General features: G+C 39.7%; 24 protein-coding genes. 7 read left to right on the top strand and 17 right to left on the bottom strand.

The window, feature by feature from the left end:
* Positions 1 to 91: 91 nt before the first annotated feature.
* The 10 genes from AB5Z52_RS04270 to AB5Z52_RS04315 all read right to left on the bottom strand — a co-directional run bounded on the left by AB5Z52_RS04270 (position 92) and on the right by AB5Z52_RS04315 (position 4,765).
* On the bottom strand, positions 92 to 244 hold the full coding sequence (locus AB5Z52_RS04270; protein WP_221180307.1) for a hypothetical protein: 153 nt from the start codon (positions 242 to 244) through the stop codon (positions 92 to 94).
* A complete protein-coding gene (locus AB5Z52_RS04275) occupies positions 245 to 610 on the bottom strand; it encodes a hypothetical protein (RefSeq protein WP_123836338.1) in 366 nt (121 codons plus the stop codon).
* Positions 607 to 900: a hypothetical protein gene (locus tag AB5Z52_RS04280; RefSeq protein ID WP_225585851.1), complete on the bottom strand. Its 294-nt coding sequence runs from the start codon at positions 898 to 900 to the stop codon at positions 607 to 609. Before AB5Z52_RS04280 ends, AB5Z52_RS04275 begins: the two co-directional genes overlap by 4 nt.
* Positions 890 to 1,795, bottom strand: coding sequence for a replication protein (locus AB5Z52_RS04285; protein WP_368243252.1), 906 nt, complete (start codon positions 1,793 to 1,795; stop codon positions 890 to 892). Before AB5Z52_RS04285 ends, AB5Z52_RS04280 begins: the two co-directional genes overlap by 11 nt.
* Positions 1,796 to 1,808: 13 nt before the next feature.
* Complete coding sequence (locus tag AB5Z52_RS04290) at positions 1,809 to 2,600, bottom strand: PD-(D/E)XK nuclease-like domain-containing protein (protein ID WP_368243251.1); 792 nt, start codon at positions 2,598 to 2,600, stop codon at positions 1,809 to 1,811.
* Entirely contained in the window at positions 2,572 to 3,465 is an 894-nt protein-coding gene (locus AB5Z52_RS04295; protein WP_225585853.1) for a hypothetical protein, read from the bottom strand. The genes AB5Z52_RS04290 and AB5Z52_RS04295 overlap by 29 nt, the downstream gene beginning before the upstream one ends.
* Positions 3,455 to 3,793: a hypothetical protein gene (locus AB5Z52_RS04300; RefSeq protein ID WP_368257823.1), complete on the bottom strand. Its 339-nt coding sequence runs from the start codon at positions 3,791 to 3,793 to the stop codon at positions 3,455 to 3,457. Before AB5Z52_RS04300 ends, AB5Z52_RS04295 begins: the two co-directional genes overlap by 11 nt.
* Entirely contained in the window at positions 3,793 to 4,131 is a 339-nt protein-coding gene (locus AB5Z52_RS04305) for a hypothetical protein (RefSeq protein ID WP_113849441.1), read from the bottom strand. The genes AB5Z52_RS04300 and AB5Z52_RS04305 overlap by 1 nt, the downstream gene beginning before the upstream one ends.
* A 224-nt stretch (positions 4,132 to 4,355) precedes the next feature.
* The gene (locus tag AB5Z52_RS04310; protein ID WP_113849439.1) at positions 4,356 to 4,619 is read right to left on the bottom strand and encodes a hypothetical protein; all 264 of its coding nucleotides are present in this window, start codon (positions 4,617 to 4,619) and stop codon (positions 4,356 to 4,358) included.
* The gene (locus AB5Z52_RS04315) at positions 4,616 to 4,765 is read right to left on the bottom strand and encodes a hypothetical protein (RefSeq protein WP_169793132.1); all 150 of its coding nucleotides are present in this window, start codon (positions 4,763 to 4,765) and stop codon (positions 4,616 to 4,618) included. The genes AB5Z52_RS04310 and AB5Z52_RS04315 overlap by 4 nt, the downstream gene beginning before the upstream one ends.
* 77 nt (positions 4,766 to 4,842) lie before the next feature.
* Here AB5Z52_RS04315 and AB5Z52_RS04320 point away from each other — a divergent pair, with 77 nt between their 5' ends.
* From AB5Z52_RS04320 to AB5Z52_RS04330, 3 genes are all read left to right on the top strand, one after another.
* Positions 4,843 to 5,118: a hypothetical protein gene (locus AB5Z52_RS04320; protein ID WP_113849438.1), complete on the top strand. Its 276-nt coding sequence runs from the start codon at positions 4,843 to 4,845 to the stop codon at positions 5,116 to 5,118.
* 66 nt (positions 5,119 to 5,184) lie between these two features.
* Complete coding sequence (locus AB5Z52_RS04325) at positions 5,185 to 5,391, top strand: hypothetical protein (RefSeq protein WP_113849437.1); 207 nt, start codon at positions 5,185 to 5,187, stop codon at positions 5,389 to 5,391.
* A 190-nt stretch (positions 5,392 to 5,581) separates the two neighbouring features.
* Positions 5,582 to 5,854: a hypothetical protein gene (locus tag AB5Z52_RS04330; protein WP_113849436.1), complete on the top strand. Its 273-nt coding sequence runs from the start codon at positions 5,582 to 5,584 to the stop codon at positions 5,852 to 5,854.
* Here AB5Z52_RS04330 and AB5Z52_RS04335 read toward each other — a convergent pair.
* The 3 genes from AB5Z52_RS04335 to AB5Z52_RS04345 form a co-directional block, all read right to left on the bottom strand.
* Positions 5,848 to 5,982, bottom strand: coding sequence for a hypothetical protein (locus AB5Z52_RS04335; protein WP_260276050.1), 135 nt, complete (start codon positions 5,980 to 5,982; stop codon positions 5,848 to 5,850). The two genes, AB5Z52_RS04330 and AB5Z52_RS04335, sit on opposite strands and share 7 nt — an antisense overlap.
* A 240-nt stretch (positions 5,983 to 6,222) precedes the next feature.
* Positions 6,223 to 6,501 (bottom strand): hypothetical protein, encoded by a 279-nt coding sequence (locus AB5Z52_RS04340; protein ID WP_113849434.1) that lies wholly within the window; start codon positions 6,499 to 6,501, stop codon positions 6,223 to 6,225.
* Positions 6,482 to 6,685, bottom strand: a complete 204-nt coding sequence (locus AB5Z52_RS04345; protein ID WP_368243250.1) for a multiprotein-bridging factor 1 family protein — start codon at positions 6,683 to 6,685, stop codon at positions 6,482 to 6,484. The genes AB5Z52_RS04340 and AB5Z52_RS04345 overlap by 20 nt, the downstream gene beginning before the upstream one ends.
* A 259-nt stretch (positions 6,686 to 6,944) precedes the next feature.
* Between AB5Z52_RS04345 and AB5Z52_RS04350 the strand changes: the two genes are divergently transcribed.
* The 3 genes from AB5Z52_RS04350 (at position 6,945) to AB5Z52_RS04360 (ending at position 9,068) form a co-directional block, all read left to right on the top strand.
* Positions 6,945 to 7,367 carry a helix-turn-helix domain-containing protein gene (locus AB5Z52_RS04350; protein WP_368243249.1) on the top strand — a complete coding sequence of 141 codons (423 nt, stop codon included), beginning with the start codon at positions 6,945 to 6,947 and terminating at the stop codon, positions 7,365 to 7,367.
* Between the two features lie 26 nt (positions 7,368 to 7,393).
* Positions 7,394 to 7,822 carry an ImmA/IrrE family metallo-endopeptidase gene (locus tag AB5Z52_RS04355; RefSeq protein ID WP_368243247.1) on the top strand — a complete coding sequence of 143 codons (429 nt, stop codon included), beginning with the start codon at positions 7,394 to 7,396 and terminating at the stop codon, positions 7,820 to 7,822.
* 64 nt (positions 7,823 to 7,886) lie between these two features.
* The gene (locus AB5Z52_RS04360) at positions 7,887 to 9,068 is read left to right on the top strand and encodes a site-specific integrase (RefSeq protein WP_113850292.1); all 1,182 of its coding nucleotides are present in this window, start codon (positions 7,887 to 7,889) and stop codon (positions 9,066 to 9,068) included.
* A gap of 163 nt (positions 9,069 to 9,231) precedes the next feature.
* On the opposite strand, the gene pepV is transcribed toward AB5Z52_RS04360, so the two are convergent.
* On the bottom strand, positions 9,232 to 10,656 hold the full coding sequence (gene pepV / locus AB5Z52_RS04365; RefSeq protein ID WP_137264335.1) for a dipeptidase PepV: 1,425 nt from the start codon (positions 10,654 to 10,656) through the stop codon (positions 9,232 to 9,234).
* A 170-nt stretch (positions 10,657 to 10,826) separates the two neighbouring features.
* On the opposite strand from pepV, the gene AB5Z52_RS04370 reads away from it, so the two are divergent.
* Positions 10,827 to 11,654: an NAD(P)H-hydrate dehydratase gene (locus AB5Z52_RS04370; RefSeq protein ID WP_003125930.1), complete on the top strand. Its 828-nt coding sequence runs from the start codon at positions 10,827 to 10,829 to the stop codon at positions 11,652 to 11,654.
* Between the two features lie 26 nt (positions 11,655 to 11,680).
* Here the strand turns inward: AB5Z52_RS04370 and AB5Z52_RS04375 are convergent, their stop codons facing one another.
* From AB5Z52_RS04375 to AB5Z52_RS04385, 3 genes are read right to left on the bottom strand one after another with little or no spacing between them, the layout of a single operon-like run.
* Entirely contained in the window at positions 11,681 to 13,741 is a 2,061-nt protein-coding gene (locus AB5Z52_RS04375; protein ID WP_368243245.1) for a beta-galactosidase, read from the bottom strand.
* A gap of 4 nt (positions 13,742 to 13,745) precedes the next feature.
* Positions 13,746 to 15,974, bottom strand: coding sequence for an alpha-galactosidase (locus AB5Z52_RS04380; RefSeq protein ID WP_288551641.1), 2,229 nt, complete (start codon positions 15,972 to 15,974; stop codon positions 13,746 to 13,748).
* Positions 15,971 to 16,453 carry a hypothetical protein gene (locus tag AB5Z52_RS04385; protein WP_137264333.1) on the bottom strand — a complete coding sequence of 161 codons (483 nt, stop codon included), beginning with the start codon at positions 16,451 to 16,453 and terminating at the stop codon, positions 15,971 to 15,973. The genes AB5Z52_RS04380 and AB5Z52_RS04385 overlap by 4 nt, the downstream gene beginning before the upstream one ends.
* Positions 16,454 to 16,489 lie beyond the last annotated feature (36 nt).

The following is a 16,489-nucleotide window of genomic DNA, read 5'->3' on the forward strand; positions in this document are numbered from 1 at the left end:
CTTGCCAACGCTCTTCATCCACAGAACACATCCATTTTTCGTGCATTTCTTTACTCATTTTCTTCTCCTCCTAGTTGCTAATCTCTGTCAATTACTGACTCACAGTAATCTTCATTATTTTGAACACACCCTGTGCAACCATTGCTTGTTGTTCAATTTCTGAGTAGCTGTAGCCGTGCAGATACATCACCGCATGGCGACCTTTCCAATTCACATAATCGACTCTGTATTGTCTCAGGCCCATCTACATCACCTCTAACAAATCACGAACGACGCCTTTCGTTAATCCGAGCGATTTCTTCCATCGAGCTAAAGCATATGCGGTGATATTGAAAATATACTTGATCTCACGGTCTAGATAGCCCTGTTTTTTTAGCTGTATATAACTATTTACACTCAGTTCCTCCATCGTGCAGATCGCTCGATCACTAGACAACTGTTTTTCTTGCGTTCCCACTCGTTCTAGTGCTTTGCTCAGCCGTTGGACTTTCTCCACAATCTCTGGATCATTGTCCCAACCTTCTAAGTAGGTCAATTCACTGATTTTTTGACGTAAAAACCGTTTTTGATAGGTGGATCGAGACGATTGAGTTTTCTTTGCTTGCTTCATCCGGTCTTCTCCTTTCTTGCCATCAGTCCTCGATATAGCAACTTGGCTTCTTGCCACATGGATTCAGTAGTTCCGGCAGTGAGAAATTCGCCATAGTGCATCTTTGATACTTTGCCCAAGCTAATTCGAGTATGGCGATACATCACCATGAAGATTCGAAAGCGGACCTCTTCTGGCTGATCACTATCAAGGATTCGCTTAACATTTTCCATCAAGTTCTTGTGACTAGGGTCTAATGCAGTGTAGATTTGCTTAATTACAGTGATTCGGTTTAATTGATCAATTTCCAAATGGATCGTCCCCCGCTTCTTTTCGTAATCGTTCCATGATTTCCGCTTCTTTCCGGGCGTTGTATCCTTCTGGATCATCTAGCCATTCTGGGATAGGCTCTGTGCGCACTGGCTTGTAGGATAAGGCGCTATAACTTGTTCCCGCTTGTTTGTACTCCCTGTTGGCTTGTACCGCCATGGTGTCGTATTTTTCACGTAACTTGCGGGCAGATAAGATATTTGCTGACCAAAAATTATTTTTCTGACTCCAATCAATCATCCGGCTTACTTGGTCTTCGGTCCGCTTATCGATCTCGATCATTTTCCGAATGTCATCCGCCCAACGTTGGAGGTTCGGTTCCTTGATTTCCTGATTCTGACAAATCTGTTTGAATAGCCGTTCTGCGAGTTGATAATAATTCGAGGCATGGTCGTAAACGCGCGCTTTGCGTGTTTGCGACGATAATGTTTTATTCTTTATATTCTTATCATTCTTTATTTCTTTATCATTCTTGTTAGTTGTTAGCTGCTTGTTAGTTGCTTGTTGATTGCTTGTTAATTTCTTTGTTGAGTCGGATTCCCTAGATTGATAAATCTCCCAATTGATAATGGTTATAAGCCGATTTTTGTTTGTTGATTCGCTTGTTAGAAATTCATATTTTTCAAATCGTTTTAGAGCAGTTCTTACATTCTGTACAGAGATTCCTTTACCACATTTGCTTTTAATCTTTTCTAGTGACGTAATAAATTGACCAGGAATAGCCTTGTAAGGTTTACCTTGCCATTCCCATTCTTTTTTCTCATGATTCGCCATAGAAAGAAGTGTAATCAATATGACTTTTTGTTCTGGTGTAGATTCTTGCCATATTGGCTTTTCAAGTAATTGGCGGTAAATCTTTATCCATCCGCCGGTCATTTAAATCACCACCTTATCCCAATAAATCGCTGACTTCTACAAAACCTGTTAATGCCTTATGTTGACGACAGTATTCACATTTCCCACACATTTTTGGTGCTTCTTCTCCGTTTTTTACTCGTAAGATATGGGGAAGTTCCTGTTCCAATAATCGAAGTTCAAAATCAAACCGTCCTGGGTAGATGCTGATACCCGCAATATCAGGAGGGGATTCTTTCGTTACTGCAAAGATATAGGGTGTGATTTCCCTGTTATAAGTTTGTTCGAGTAAGTGTTTATAAACAGCCATTTGTAAAATATAGCCGTACTGTTCAACAAATGAAACATATCCACCATATTTCTTTGACCAGTATCTTTGATCAAGACTTCGAGTCGTTTTTAAATCAACAAGATAGCCTTTCTCTAGATTGAAACAATCAATTCTGGCTTTCCATTGCGTATTAAATAGTGTACCGGTTAAAATCAATTCCTTCTCCCCTTGATAAACAAAGCGGAAAAAATCATCATATTCTAACGCTTCAATCATATTGATTGCTTGAACAAATTCTGCACGTTCAGAACCATTCTTTTTGTAGATTGCACTTGCATTATCCTTTAAAAATTCTTGGTGTGCCTCAGAAGATTCAAAATAAGAATGGACATAGTTTCCAACTAACAAAGCCGTAGGATCGCTCTCTGGTGACCACTCTTCTTTTAAATTAGCCAAAGTAGCCGCTTCACATTCTTGAAATGATTTAAACTGGCTGACTGACATATATTGCCAGTCAGCTTCGTTGCTATAATAGTTCTTCTTGTTTAGGTCCATCGGTATCTACCGCCTTTGCTTCTTTCAACGGGTCTTTCTTTGTTTTAGAAAATTCTTGCTCTAATTTCGATGATTCTTTCTTTTCAGCGGTCGGAATCTCAAACCAATCCTCTACTTTACTCATACCATCTTTGATTGAGTTATAGATATTTGCTAAATCCACACCATTTTTTTCGGTAAAAGCAGTTGCTTTATAACCAAATCTGGCTTCAATCATTTCTTGAGTAACGTCAAGTTTTTCTTTAAACAATTTGAACATTTGATCCAGTCGCTCTTTTAACGGTTTGTCATTCGCCCCAGCCATCGTTTTGTTGCATTCTTCAACTGCGGATTCAATAATATCTCCCGGAATAACCCCCAAAATACACGCCCGCACACGCCGTGCACCATTGTTAGCCACTAACTCATAAATATCTCTTGGATCCTTTAAGAAAGTAACTCCTTTTTTGGTGTGGCGTTCATGTTTTACTGTGAATACTTTCTCTTGCCGTGTATTCGTTTCAAGGTCCCATGCATAAGCCATAGCAATTGATTCCCCGGGCAATTGTTGTAGTTCTTTAATACCAAAGGATAAATTTCCCCAATTTTGAGCGATTACTTCTGCCAATCGAATCGATGGACCACTGACCATTTGACCACCTCGCGGATAGTTATAAACTGCTGTTTTGGCTAAAGACTGTCGTTTGCATGCATCTAAAATTCGCCGTTCTGCATCAAATGGATTTCTTGGAAATTGCTTTGCCATGAAAATCTGACCTTTTACCTCTTCCACTTCTCGGCTAATTGCAGTAGTCATTAATCCGCTTTGTCCTTGTTGGTTTGTAACTGATTGTTGTTGAAAACTCGTTTCTAAATCATAACTCATTAAAAAGTTCCTCCTGTCTTTGCTTGAGCCAGTCTTTTCCGCTAACAATCCGTAGCTCTGGCATTATGATAGAATCTGCACCGAAATCATCGATCATATCCAAGAAATTCTCATGGTGTAAGACGAATTTATTGCGTGTGCCACATTTATTCATTCGATAGCCGATAAACAGCCAATCCGATTCGTAAACTGTTGTACCATTATCGTCTTCATTCCAGTGTGCAGATGGGTCTTCCACCTCTTGAATATCATCAGATAAGATGTTCGGGAACACGTGACTGGTTTCGTCTTGCATTAAGGTGTCGTAATTCGTTGCGATGTAATCCATCATTTAAATTCACCTCGCAAAGCACGTGAAATAATATCAAGCACATCGTTTGGGTTGTCTGTCACGAATGTATGCGTTTGTTTCGGAGTATTTTCCGTTTCGATGCCGTATAATTCTTTCAACATGCGGTGTTTCGGACAGTCGCAATCCAATTCGGTTAATTCTTCTTTTACATGGTTATATTGTTCAAGAGTAGCGATTGACACAAGTGATTCTGGACCTGCTTGCGCTAATGCCATTTCTCCTTCAGCATCAAGCACGGCTAAGGACAATCCAACTTTTTCTTTGCGACATTCTTCTGCTAGTTCCTCAATTAATCTTTGAATTTTTTCGTTCATTTTGTTATACTCTCCTTAAGAATAGATTTTTTGTATAGATTTTTTGTTGTAGTTTTGTTTGGCTCACACTAGCGGAAACTGGTGTGAGCACTTTTTTGTTTTCCTTAATAGTTCTTATGCAATAATGGTTACTACCTCTTCTTTAAGCAATTCATCTAACTCACTATTCAAAAATTCGTGAATATTCTCCATCGCTGATCCCGCTCAAAGGAACATTAATATTTTTAGCCATTTTGATTTTTTCCTCCTAGCTGTGCTATAATTTTTTCACCTTTTTCATTTTTTGAGCTTACACTGGCGGAAAACGGTGTAGGCTCTTTTTGTTCTCTCAGTTCAAATAATGCCTCATCATAAATCATCATCAACCACATGGCAGCTGTTGGATAGCCGATTCTAACCCACATTGGTACTTGTCCTGTGATTAGTGCGCCTAACGCAAAAATCGTTAAGATAAATGCGGTCCGCCGTACCCAGTAGATTTTTTTCATTCAAACTGCGCCTCCGTCAACTCGTAGTTTACTTTTTGTTGCGCTTGTTCAAATAACTTTTCTAAGTTATCTTCTGTCGCATACTGAATTATCTTTTCAGCATGTGGAAATACCGTTGTGATAAAATCTAGTTTTTCTTTTGACATTTACTCTCCTCCATCTATTAGTTTTTAATATTTACGTCCCAAAATTAACTTATTATAATTAATGGGGAGGTGATTCTATGAAACAAATTCCTGTAATTGCTTATGATGTTCTTGCGGTTGCTGAATCTTTTGCTCCTAGAGATCATCCAAAAGCTGACACTTTCTTCCAGCATCCATATTTATTTTCCTATTCTCGCGAAGAAATTGAGAACGCTTTATTGTTCTTAACTGCAAAAAAACTTATTGATAGTGAAGTTGGTTATTTGCCGAATGGTAGATTTTATTGTCTCTTCATAAGTGTTTTGCCCGATGGATATGAGGTTTTAGAAAATAACTATTTCCAAAATTCATAGCTATTTTGTCGTATAATTTCCTTATCAGGGTGACAGACTGAAATACCGATAAGGAGGGTAAATCTATTGTTAACAAATGAACAACGTGCGCATGATTTAGCAATCGCGTCGTTAGAAATAATGTACGATCAAGAAAAAACTAAATTGCTAAGTATTGCCAAAAACGAATCAAAACGCGGAAATGATATTACTGTAGATATCAATTTCGATCCATACACCGAGTACCAGAAGTTGTACAATTTGGTACTTAACGAAATCAACAAAGACTTTTAGACAGGTTTGCCAGCAATTGTCAAACCACCAATAAATTTTAGTTGCTCCTCGCTACTCCCAATAGCTTGGAGCAATTCTTTTACTTCCTCCGGCGTTGCTTCGATTGTAATTTTCATCCTCTCACCTCCTATTCTGGTTGTTTTAAAATTCACCTGTTGATAAAATAATTTTTAAAGCGAGGTGAAATATTTTGAAAAAATACTTAATATCTTTTTATTGGGAAACTGACACAAATAGCTCATTAGCAGTTTCTCTAAGAGCAAAACTGGAAAAATTATCACCGGACAAATGGGTTCATATTTTCCCGAACTTAATAGTCATTCAATCCGAACTAACAATTGACGAGCTTTATTCAAAACTTTTACCAGAAGCCGATAAAACTAAAGTAATCATTGTTAATTTCAATAACATCTTAACTAACACTCAAGTGAGTAATGAGCTGTTAAAAGAATACGATTATTGAGTAGAACAACGCTTGACATATTCTTTATAAGCTTTCATATAATCTTCCTTTGAGACTGGCGGATATTTGAAACTAAGCCCTTCAAATATGCTTCTAGTCTCTTTTAATTCTTTTTTACTCTTATTCATCCTCTCACCTCACTTCCAATTGAAGATTAAGCCTGTTTTGATACAGTAACACTTGAAATTGCCTGAGTTCTCTTTTAGCAATTTCAATCTGTCTATCACTTAATACGCTTTTCTTATCATGTAATAAAGAATGCAACTCATTTACCTTCTCCTCGATTAACTTAATGATTAAAAGATCATGATTCAAAATGAATATCACTCTTCAATACTTCTTTATCGATAACACTCTGTCCGGGAGTCTCATCTAATTAATTTATGCTTGTGTAAATATTCAAATACTTCTTTTTTGTTCCAACATTCAGTGTTTCCCTTTATGTGATAAGGAAATCCATCAAGGTAACGAAACGATTTGTCAAAAGTATCTGGGTCGCAACCGATAGCAGCTGAAATCTCTTTTCTATTTAGAAGAAATTTTTCTTCGTCGTTAATTTCATCTAAAATTTCATGAATAGCTTTCGTCAGTACAGACTTCAACATTTCTTTGAATGAATTAACGAAGTCAGTTGCAAACAGGTTCATGGTCAACCACTCCTAAATCAATATCTAGTAATTCTTCGATTTGTTTTAATCGTTTAGTAGGTGTTCGGTTTTCTGCCAAGATGTCTTGCAGATAAGCCATTGAGATACCCATTTGATGAGCCAATTCTCGTTGGCTCCATTTCTTCTGAATAAGCGCAATTTTTACTTCCTGTTTTAATGTCATTTCTATCACCTCCATTCGAAAATTGACTCTTTTTATTTTCTTTTCCTATTGACAAAAAGAGGCAATATGCTATTATGTAAGCATACAAAATACAGCACGCAAAAAAACGAGCTTTACTGATGTCTGGGGAGACTATTTAGTCATTGCTTACAGATTTTGTGTGTCGTAAATATCTTGCTTACAAAACACAGTATAAAGGTCTATTGACTCTTTGTCAATAGCTTTTAGACTCTTTTTCGAGCAAAAAAGGAGAAATTTTATGAGTATCGTTGATAGAGTCAAAGTTTTAGCAGCTGAAAAGCAAATAACTTTAGCAGAGCTAGAAAGAAAATTGAATTTTGCCAATAGTTCTATTAGACGATGGGGCGAACGAACACCTGGTGCTGACAAAATTCAAAAAGTTGCAGATTTTTTTGACGTTAGTACTGATTACTTATTGGGAAGAACTGAGAAGCGCCGTTACTACGATCTCACTGAAAAAGATAAAAGAGATATCCAAAAAGAATTAGAACTGATTATCGAAGATATGAAAAATTCCGATGCAATTGCTTTCTCAAAAGATACTGAAGAACTCTCTCCCGAAGCTCGAGCTGCAATTCTTTCTTCCATTGAAGAATCTTTGCGAATCGGGAAGGCACTCGCGAAGAAAAAGTATACTCCTAAAAAATATCGTGATAAGTAAAGTAACAATTAGGGGAGGATTTTCGTATGCTTTTATCCGATGTGCCTGCTGCAATCAATAAATTAAAACTACAGCATGGGACAAACGATCCTTTTAAAATAGCAAAAAAAAGAGGGATTTTTATTCTCTATGGCTATTTTGGTGAGGAAGTATATGGATTTTATACCAAAAATCATCGCAGTAAGTTCATACATTTGAATGCCGAACTATCTTATTCTAAATCTCTTTTTGTCTGTGCTCACGAATTGTTCCATGCTATTTTTCATCAAAATGAGAATACTGCACATATGTCTGCGGATAGCTTCTCATCCACTTCAAAAATAGAAGCACAAGCTAATTGTGGTGCAACTCATTTATTGATTAATGGTTTACATCTAACCGAACTCTATGAACCAACAAAACGAGATATCCTTAATTACTATGGTCTTCCACTTGAAATGGAAAGATATTTATAATTTAAAGGAGGTGATGATCGAAAATTCTCTAGAGCATTCTGTCCGGGAGCAAAAGGAGAATAAAATGGCTAAATATAAAAAAACAAAATACCCAAACATTCTTATTTATGAGATAAAAGCTGGCACTCGTTACCGTATACGAAAAAAAATACGTATAGCTGGTAAAGAAGATATTATTGATGAATCTGGCTTTAAAACTGTTGCACATGCTAAAGCCAGATTAAGAGAAATTGAAGAGAGTATTGATAAATCAGAAATAGATTATATTCGGTCTCAAAAATTAACTGTTACAGAATACTATAAAGAATATGCAAATCGCAAAACTAGAACTCATGTCTGGTCCGTTGAATCAAGATACAGTAACGATTCCCTTTTTAAAAATCATATTGAACCTACATTCGGTAATATGCCATTAAACAAAATAAAACGAGATAGTTACGAAATTTTTATCAATCAAAAACTTGAAAAATTGAGACGACGATCTGTTCAATCAATCCATGTTATGTTCATGGCCTTACTGAATGATGCAGTTTACAATGGTGTTCTCGAACGTAATAGATTACAACGTGTAATTATTGGTAGTGGCACTCTTCCTGAGAAAAATAAACGTATATCTCTCCAAGAGTATCAACAATGGATGGAAATGGCAGAGAAAATATTGACAAAATACGAGTTTTCCATGGTTTATCTTTGTGTGTTTGGCCTACGTCGAGGTGAAGTGTGTGGTCTTCGATTATCTTCGATCCGATACAGTGACCATCCAGAATTAGCAACGCTACACATTGCGGATAGTCGCACACAGCGAACGCAAAAATACGGTAAAGGTGGGCTTAAAACATCAAGTAGCCACAGATACATTGTTTTAGACAAAAAAGGTACAGAAGCAGTTGAATGTATCATTCATGAAGCGAAAGAAATAAAAAAAGATTACGGACAAATTTTACACCAAGATGATTTTCTCTTGCTCAATCCTACAACTTGCAATCCATTTGTTCCTAGTCAATTAAACCGATTATTTGATAAAGTTTCAAAAAGCTGTAATATAAAAATTTCTCCGCACATGTTGAGACACTTTTTCGCAACTCAAGCCGCAATAGCTGGTGTTCCTAAAGAACACGCTGCAGCTTATTTAGGTCATAAAAATAAAACTATGACCGAGTACTATACACATATTCAAAATGAGACTGCTACCGAAGTTATCAATATAGTATCAAAACAGCTGAATAGTAGTAATTATGGATACTAAAAATAGCGGTGTGATTTTTGGTGATATTTCGAAAAATATCACACCAAAATCACACCGCTATTTCTATATTCAACTTTTTCAATCATCTTTTCAAAATCAACTTTATTGAATTATCAACTTTTATCGATGAATGAAAAAGAGGAAAAACGATTAAATTATTGATCTAACGTGCCAAACGGTAGATGGCATCTGCATAAATCACTGCCGCGTTGAATAGATCATCCAAGCTCATAAATTCGTTTGCTTGGTGCATCGTATCTGTGTAGCCTGGGAACATCGCCCCATATGCGACACCACGTTTTAATAAACGGCCATAAGTGCCACCGCCAATGATTTGTTCATAGCCTTTTTGACCAGTATGTTCTTCATAAACTTCAAGCAATGTTTTCACCAATGGATCATCAATCGGCACATAGTGAGGCTCCATGTTGCGCTCGTTCCGAGTCACTGTTGCGCCTTCCATGCCAACGGTTTTTTCAATGCCGATTTCCAGACCTTCTGCAGTTACCCCTTGAGGGTAGCGGAAATTCAAGGCAATAAAGTTGTCTGCTTGAACACCTGATTGATTAGCTTTAAAAGCAAACAAACCAGCATTCATGGTTAGTTTACCCATTTTTTCATCTTCATGCGCCACGCCTAATTTTTCACCATAAAAATCTTCATGGACATAAGCTGCCGCCGTATGGATAAATTGTCTTGCGCCGCCGCCAAAGGCAAAGTTGTCTAAAAAGACTGCCAAGAAAGTTCCCGCATTGATCCCAGACTGAGGACTTGCACCATGGGCGCCTTTACCGACTAGTTCAATGGTAATTTCTTCATTTTCTGTTTCGATGGTGCCAGTCACTGGTTGACCTTCGACATAATCAAAAAAAGCTTTTTCCATTTCTAATGCAGCTTCTGTAGATGGGGCAGTCAATTTTGCAACCGCAGTTCCTGGTACCATGTTTTCCCGCAAACCAGCAGTGAATTGTTGCAGTTGATAAGCACCTTCGTTATTTCCTTGGAAATGAAGCCCTAATGTTACATTCCCTTTTTCGCCATTGATGATTGGGAATTCCGCATCGGGAGAGAAACCAAAATCAGGTTTTTCTTCATGCTCGAAATAGTAATCCATATCACCCCAGCCGCTTTCTTCATCAGATCCTACGACAAAGCGGATTTTTTTAGATAATGGCAAGCCTAACTCTTTAATGATCTTCATTCCGTAATAAGCAGCCATTGAAGGACCTTTATCATCGGAAGATCCGCGAGCATAAATTTTATTGTCTTTGATCACAGGATCGTAGGGATCTGTCGCCCAACCGTCACCAGCAGGGACAACATCCATGTGGCCGAAGATCCCTAATGTTTCGTCTCCTTCACCAAATTCGATATGTCCAGCATAGTTATCGACATTTTTCACAGCGAAACCATCACGTTCCCCATAAGCCAACATGTGCAGCAAAGCATCACGAGGTCCAGGTCCAAACGGAGCATCTGCCGTTACCTTGTCATCTTCTCGTTCACTTTTTACTTTCAAAAGATCAATCAAGTCATTTAGCAAATCGTCTTTACGCGCTTCGACTTCTTTTTTCCAATCGATTGTCATACGATTCCCTCCAATTCTTTTCTCGCCTTTTATGATAACACTCTTAGCTGAAAAAAGGAAAAAAAATTGTGTATTTTCAGACGATATCTTTCATAAAACGAGTATAATAAAAGCAATAGGTTTATTCTAGAAAATGAGCTCAGTGAAAGAAGCAGAAAAGGAGTCATTGTATGAAGCAACTGGAGCAAACTATTTTAGCAGCAGTGATTCGCAAACGCCCCGTCGAAAGTCACAAAGGGACCTTTGGCCGTGCCGTAGTGATTGGCGGTAACCAGCAGTACGGAGGCGCAATCTTGATGGCGGCACAAGCCAGTGTTTATGGCGGAACTGGACTAACCACGGTGATCTCCGATCCTGTCAATCGTACGGCGCTACATGCGCGACTGCCAGAAGCGATGTTCGTCTCTTGGGACCAGACTGAGCTTATCAGCACGGTCACTGAATCTGCGGATGTCCTATTGATTGGCCCAGGCATGGGGGAAGGCAAAACCTGTTTCAATCTGTTGCAAACAGTCGTCGCTGCACAAAAAAGCCATCAATGGCTAGTTGTTGATGGGTCAGCGATCAATTTAGCTGCGAAATACCCATTGACTTTTCCTTACCCCAGTCACGTCGTATTTACCCCTCATCAAATGGAGTGGCAACGATTAAGCGGCATTGAGATCAGTGAGCAAACACCGGAGAAAAACACAGCCTTCCAAAAAAAATTAGCCAGTATCGTGGTCTTAAAAAGCCATCGCACCCAGATTTATGGCACAGAAATCGTCGAAAACCCATTAGGAACGCCAGCTATGGCCACTGGCGGCACCGGGGATACCTTAGCCGGGATCATTACCAGTTTTTTGGCACAATTTGATCGAACCGAAGAAACGGTCCACGCAGCGGTTTATCTCCACAGTTTGATTGGCGAACATTTAGCTACCGAGAACTATGTTGTCTTGCCGACACAGATCAGTGAAGCATTGCCTAAATTTATGAAGGACCATTCGTTGGGCTGATTGGCGTAACGAATGGTCCTTTTTTCTTAGTGTACTTCAGAGGGGTGATATACGATCCTGACTTCATAGGGTGCCAACGTGATTGCTCCTACTAGATGTTCATTGGTTTCCAGATCGGTTACTGGCTGCTTCAATACTAGTTGCTGTTCTTCCTCTGAAAAATTCATAATAAATGAATAGTCTCGTTGCGTCCCAACTCGCGTTTGAATCGACACCTCAGGAAGTGCTTCAGCAATCGCTGTTCTTCTCAATCCCAACTTTTCAATCAACTTTTGATAAAAAGCAGCTAAGAAATCACTGTTCGTTCGGGCAGCCAAATAATACGAAGCCCCTGCACCGAATGGCTTCTTCGTAACCGCAGGCGTGCCTTGATAGAAATCTGTCTGATAATGGCTTAAAACTTCTGCATTCAACACGTCAATGATTGCTGAATAGTCTTTGGTGACAAATCGCTGATCTTGAAAATCAATCTGATTGTGTTCGTCTTCTAAAAGTGTTTCAAGCTCTAATACCTCAATGCCAAAGAGCGCCTTTAATGGTTGAGGCAATCCGCCAATATAAAGCAAATCTGTTTCATTGACCATTCCTGTGAAATAGCTGGATACTAGTATTCCACCCTTTTCAACATAGCTCGTTAATTTTAGCATCGTTTTTTCTGTCATCATATATAGCATTGGCGCAATGACTAATTGATAATCAGAAAAATCCTGCTCAGGAGTCAGAATATCAACCGGAATGTCTTGTTCCCAGAAAACCTGATAATGCTCTTGCAACGTTTGGGGATAACGTCTCGTAGGATGGCCGAATCCTCCCCCGCGCTTCAACGCCCAATTGCTTTCCCAGTCAAAGAGAATCGCCACTTCTTTCTTGCGAGTGGTTCCTTTGATTTCACTGATTTTTTCGAGACGAGCGCCATATTCAGCAACTTCTTTAAACACTCGATTGTTTGTGGAATCATCATGACTGACAACGGCGCCATGAAATTTCTCCGAATTGCCACGAGATTGGCGCCACTGGAAATACAAGGTACTATCTGACCCATGAGCTAACTGCTGCATACTACTTAAAATATGGACCCCGGGGCGCTTCGATTTGTTGTATTGGTGCCAATTGACATAACTTGGGGTACATTCCATAACTAAAAAGGGTTGTTTCTTCAAAGACCAATACTGATCATGGACATAGGCAGACTTCATAGCGGTTGTAGCGATTGCTTCAAAGCGATTGTTCCAATCGGGATAACTATCCCAACTAACCACATCCACATACTGAGAAAACTTGCCATAGTCGATTCCTTCCAGAGGAATGAAATCCTGTGTGGCATGACCTTCCGCCATAAAATTCGTCGTTACTGGGATATCAGGGGTTCGTTCCCGAATAGGGACAATCTCATTCAAATAAAAATCAATGGTCTGATCAGTGACGAATCGTTTCCAATCCAGATCCATCCCATGAACTTTATGTTCTCCTAAAGGTGATGGTGGCAAGACTTGTTCCCAATCGGAATAGCGATTGCCCCAGAAACTCATCCACCCCGCATGATTCAATGCTTCTAGGTTTTTGTACTTTTTCTTTAACCAGTCACGCCAATTTTCTTGGCAGTATTCGCAAAAACATTCACCCGAATACTCATTGGACATGTGCCACATGGCTAGTGCCGGATGGTCGCCATAGCGTTCAGCTAATTTTGTGTTGATCTGCCGCACTTTTTCGCGATAAATTGGTGAAGAATAGCAATGATTATGGCGAAAGCCATGGGTATGTTTTTGTCCATACGCATTGGTGCGATTGACTTCCGGATATTTCTGACTCAACCACTGGGGACGACCACCGCTGGGGGTAGCCAAAATGACATTGCCCCCCATAGCATGGATCGCATCAAACTGTTCATCAAGCCAGTCAAACTGATAGACCCCTTCTGTTGGCTCCAAAGCGCTCCAAGCAAACACCCCAAGTGTGACCGTATTGACGTGGGCTTTTTGCATATACGCCAAATCCTTCTTTAGGATTTCCGGATAATCAAGCCACTGATCGGGATTATAGTCCCCACCATGCAGGAACCGCTGATCAAAGAAATAATTCGTCATCTTTTTACTCCTTTTTGATTGCTTTGATTTGATAAACAAATGACTGGAAATCTCCTGTTACTTGCGCCGTTTGGTGATTGACAGCATTGAATAAGTACGGTTTGCGCAGTCCAATTTGCTTCAGAACCTTGCCAGACAACTGCTCATTCTCCAGCAGATAGCTTCGATCCAGATCAATGAACGGTACCGGTATAAAAGCTTCCGCTGCAGGATTTGCTTCAGCAAGAATCCGAAAATAGGCAATCAGTGCTTCCTCTTGATGAGAGACTCCCCATACAACTTCATTTTTTTGGCTCAAATCGGTCATCCGATAGAAGGCGCCATAAGTCAGAAGTTGTCGATGAGCTTTATAGAAAATGATTTGTTCTTTGATTGCTTGTTTTTCAGCTGCTGATAAACTGAAAAGATCCAACTCGTAGCCTAATGGGCCAAACATAGCCACCGATTGTCGAAATGCCAGTGACGTATTGCGCCCCACTTGATGATTGGGACAAGCGGAGACATGATTGCTGAATGAAGACATCGGATAGCCAAGTAATGTGCCGGTTTGAATTTGTAGTCGTTCCACGGCATCGCTGTCGTCACTCGGCCAAATCTGAGGACTGTAAAACAAGATCCCTAAATCATAACGACCGCCGCCGCCAGCACAGCCTTCGATCAAAATCTCCGGAAATTCTGTTAATATTTTCTGATAAAGGGCATAGACCCCTAAAATATAGCGATGAAAGAATTCTGTTTGGGGAATCCCTTCATCTGCTAAATAAGGTGAATAAGCTTCTGTGATATTCCGATTCATGTCCCACTTGATATAATCAAGATCCGTTTCGACGATGACTTTTTTGATCGCAGCAAAGATCGCCTCCACGACTGCCGGATTGGCAAAATCTAAGACATACTGGCCGCGTCCCACAGAGATGCGTTCATAAGGATGCCGGACCACCCAATCGAGATGTTTTTGATAAAGCTGGCTGTCAGGAGAGACCATTTCCGGTTCAAACCAAACGCCTAACTGCAACCCTAGATCGTGGATTTGTTTTGCAAAATGACCGATGCCATTAGGAAATTTCGCTGGATCTGGCACCCAATCCCCTAAAGAACTGCGATCGTTGTCTCTTTTACCAAACCAGCCATCATCTAAGACGAAGCATTCCATTCCTAATGCCTGACTTTCTGCTGCTAATGCTACTAATTTCTCTTGGTCAAAATCAAAATAAGTTGCTTCCCAATTATTGAAGACAATCGGCCGCGGCCGTTTTTGCCAATAAGGGGCAATCACGTGCTTTTCAATAAACGCAGCAGACTCTTGCCCTAACCCATTCAACCCTTCATCGGTAAATGTCAAAATACATTCTGGGGCTTCAAAGACTGCATCTTGCTGCAATGTCCAAGAAAACTGTTCGGGATGAATCCCCAGCATCAAGCGGACATTGTCCCACTCATCCATCTCGACTTGAGCGAGAAAATTCCCTGAATAAATCAGATTTGCTCCATAGACACGTCCCTGATCATTGGTGGCATTGGCAGCCTTCAGTGCCACGAAGGGATTGTGCTGATGCCCAGAGGCCCCTTTTAAAGACCCCACTCGAATGGTTCCTTGCGTCAATGGTGTGGCTTTGATTTGGCGTTCCTTTAGCCAAGCACCAGAAAGGTGAACAAATTCAAATTGCTGATTTCTTAATTCCAGTACCCCGCTCATCAACGAAGAAAGTTGTTTTTTCTCAGCGCCAAGATTGGTGATCCGCTGATTGCGCGCAATCGTGCCTAAACCAGCAAAAATAGTGTAGGTGATTTCCATTTTCAATTGCCGCTGCTCATCGATCAACATTATTCGCAGGCTTTGGCTTTCTGTTTTTTCGGCAAAACTCGCCGGTTTGGCCAGCTCTCGTTCCTTTCCTGCGAAAGTTTCGACTTCTGCGACTTTAAAATCCACATACAAAGGAACGTCTTCTGCAAAAATAGTAACGGCTCCTTCTCGAAAGTCAGAAGAACCATAGGTTGGCAACTCTTGAAAGCGATCTGCTAACGTAAACAGGCCATCATTTTCAAAAAATTTGACTGTGCCGGCAGATTTATTTTCTTTTTTGGTTAAATAGTCCATGTCATTGGCACTCAAATGCCCCAAAGATGGACCAAAGTAAAGATGACCTAATTGTCGATTTGGTAAAACATGCATCACATAACTAATCTTTTCATTGTATAAATGAAAAAGCGTATCGGTTATTATCTCAATCATTTTTTTCCTCTAATTTCAACTTTATTCTCGTCTATTTCATTATATTTCTGGCATGCAGTTTCCAAATACTGCATGCGTTTTTTGACCCCTTTGTTAAAAAAGAACTTATAGAATAATGCTGCCAGCATGAAACTATACGTATTGCGGGAACGATCAAAAGAATTCTGTTCCGAATACGTAACCTCAATCTTTTCTGCTCCACTAGGAACAAAGCGATACCTTTGACAGATTTTTCCTTGTTCATAGGCTGTTATCAAAGCAATCTCATCTTGCGCGATTTTTTTGACTTTCATCACCGCTGGCACCAGCGTGGCCGCTGATTTTGTGCGAATCATCAAATCAATTTGACTGTTCTCGCCGAAAGGTTCTTCTGCTCCTTTTGAGCGAAAGAATGCCGCTTGTTGCGCGATCATCACTTGATAGAATCGTTCCGGCGTTGTACGCATCTGATAAGTATAGGTCAATGTATCTGTTCGTATCTTCGATCCTCCATTTTTCAGTTGCTATGCTGACAG

The sequence above is a fragment of the Enterococcus sp. RTP21361st1_A6_RTP21361_211029 genome (assembly GCF_040910045.1).
In the GTDB taxonomy this organism is placed as follows: domain Bacteria; phylum Bacillota; class Bacilli; order Lactobacillales; family Enterococcaceae; genus Enterococcus_D; species Enterococcus_D gallinarum.

Coding starts and splice junctions, on each gene's coding strand:
- AB5Z52_RS04355 (WP_368243247.1), top strand. CDS start 7,394: ATGCTTTTATCCGATGTGCCTGCTGCAATCAATAAATTAAAACTACAG.
- AB5Z52_RS04315 (WP_169793132.1), bottom strand. CDS start 4,765: ATGTCAAAAGAAAAACTAGATTTTATCACAACGGTATTTCCACATGCT.
- AB5Z52_RS04340 (WP_113849434.1), bottom strand. CDS start 6,501: ATGAACCTGTTTGCAACTGACTTCGTTAATTCATTCAAAGAAATGTTG.
- AB5Z52_RS04305 (WP_113849441.1), bottom strand. CDS start 4,131: ATGAACGAAAAAATTCAAAGATTAATTGAGGAACTAGCAGAAGAATGT.
- AB5Z52_RS04375 (WP_368243245.1), bottom strand. CDS start 13,741: ATGACGAATTATTTCTTTGATCAGCGGTTCCTGCATGGTGGGGACTAT.
- AB5Z52_RS04370 (WP_003125930.1), top strand. CDS start 10,827: ATGAAGCAACTGGAGCAAACTATTTTAGCAGCAGTGATTCGCAAACGC.
- AB5Z52_RS04345 (WP_368243250.1), bottom strand. CDS start 6,685: ATGACATTAAAACAGGAAGTAAAAATTGCGCTTATTCAGAAGAAATGG.
- AB5Z52_RS04295 (WP_225585853.1), bottom strand. CDS start 3,465: ATGAGTTATGATTTAGAAACGAGTTTTCAACAACAATCAGTTACAAAC.
- AB5Z52_RS04270 (WP_221180307.1), bottom strand. CDS start 244: ATGGGCCTGAGACAATACAGAGTCGATTATGTGAATTGGAAAGGTCGC.
- AB5Z52_RS04350 (WP_368243249.1), top strand. CDS start 6,945: ATGAGTATCGTTGATAGAGTCAAAGTTTTAGCAGCTGAAAAGCAAATA.
- pepV (WP_137264335.1), bottom strand. CDS start 10,656: ATGACAATCGATTGGAAAAAAGAAGTCGAAGCGCGTAAAGACGATTTG.
- AB5Z52_RS04335 (WP_260276050.1), bottom strand. CDS start 5,982: ATGAATAAGAGTAAAAAAGAATTAAAAGAGACTAGAAGCATATTTGAA.
- AB5Z52_RS04310 (WP_113849439.1), bottom strand. CDS start 4,619: ATGAAAAAAATCTACTGGGTACGGCGGACCGCATTTATCTTAACGATT.
- AB5Z52_RS04300 (WP_368257823.1), bottom strand. CDS start 3,793: ATGGATTACATCGCAACGAATTACGACACCTTAATGCAAGACGAAACC.
- AB5Z52_RS04275 (WP_123836338.1), bottom strand. CDS start 610: ATGAAGCAAGCAAAGAAAACTCAATCGTCTCGATCCACCTATCAAAAA.
- AB5Z52_RS04380 (WP_288551641.1), bottom strand. CDS start 15,974: ATGATTGAGATAATAACCGATACGCTTTTTCATTTATACAATGAAAAG.
- AB5Z52_RS04285 (WP_368243252.1), bottom strand. CDS start 1,795: ATGACCGGCGGATGGATAAAGATTTACCGCCAATTACTTGAAAAGCCA.
- AB5Z52_RS04320 (WP_113849438.1), top strand. CDS start 4,843: ATGAAACAAATTCCTGTAATTGCTTATGATGTTCTTGCGGTTGCTGAA.
- AB5Z52_RS04290 (WP_368243251.1), bottom strand. CDS start 2,600: ATGGACCTAAACAAGAAGAACTATTATAGCAACGAAGCTGACTGGCAA.
- AB5Z52_RS04360 (WP_113850292.1), top strand. CDS start 7,887: ATGGCTAAATATAAAAAAACAAAATACCCAAACATTCTTATTTATGAG.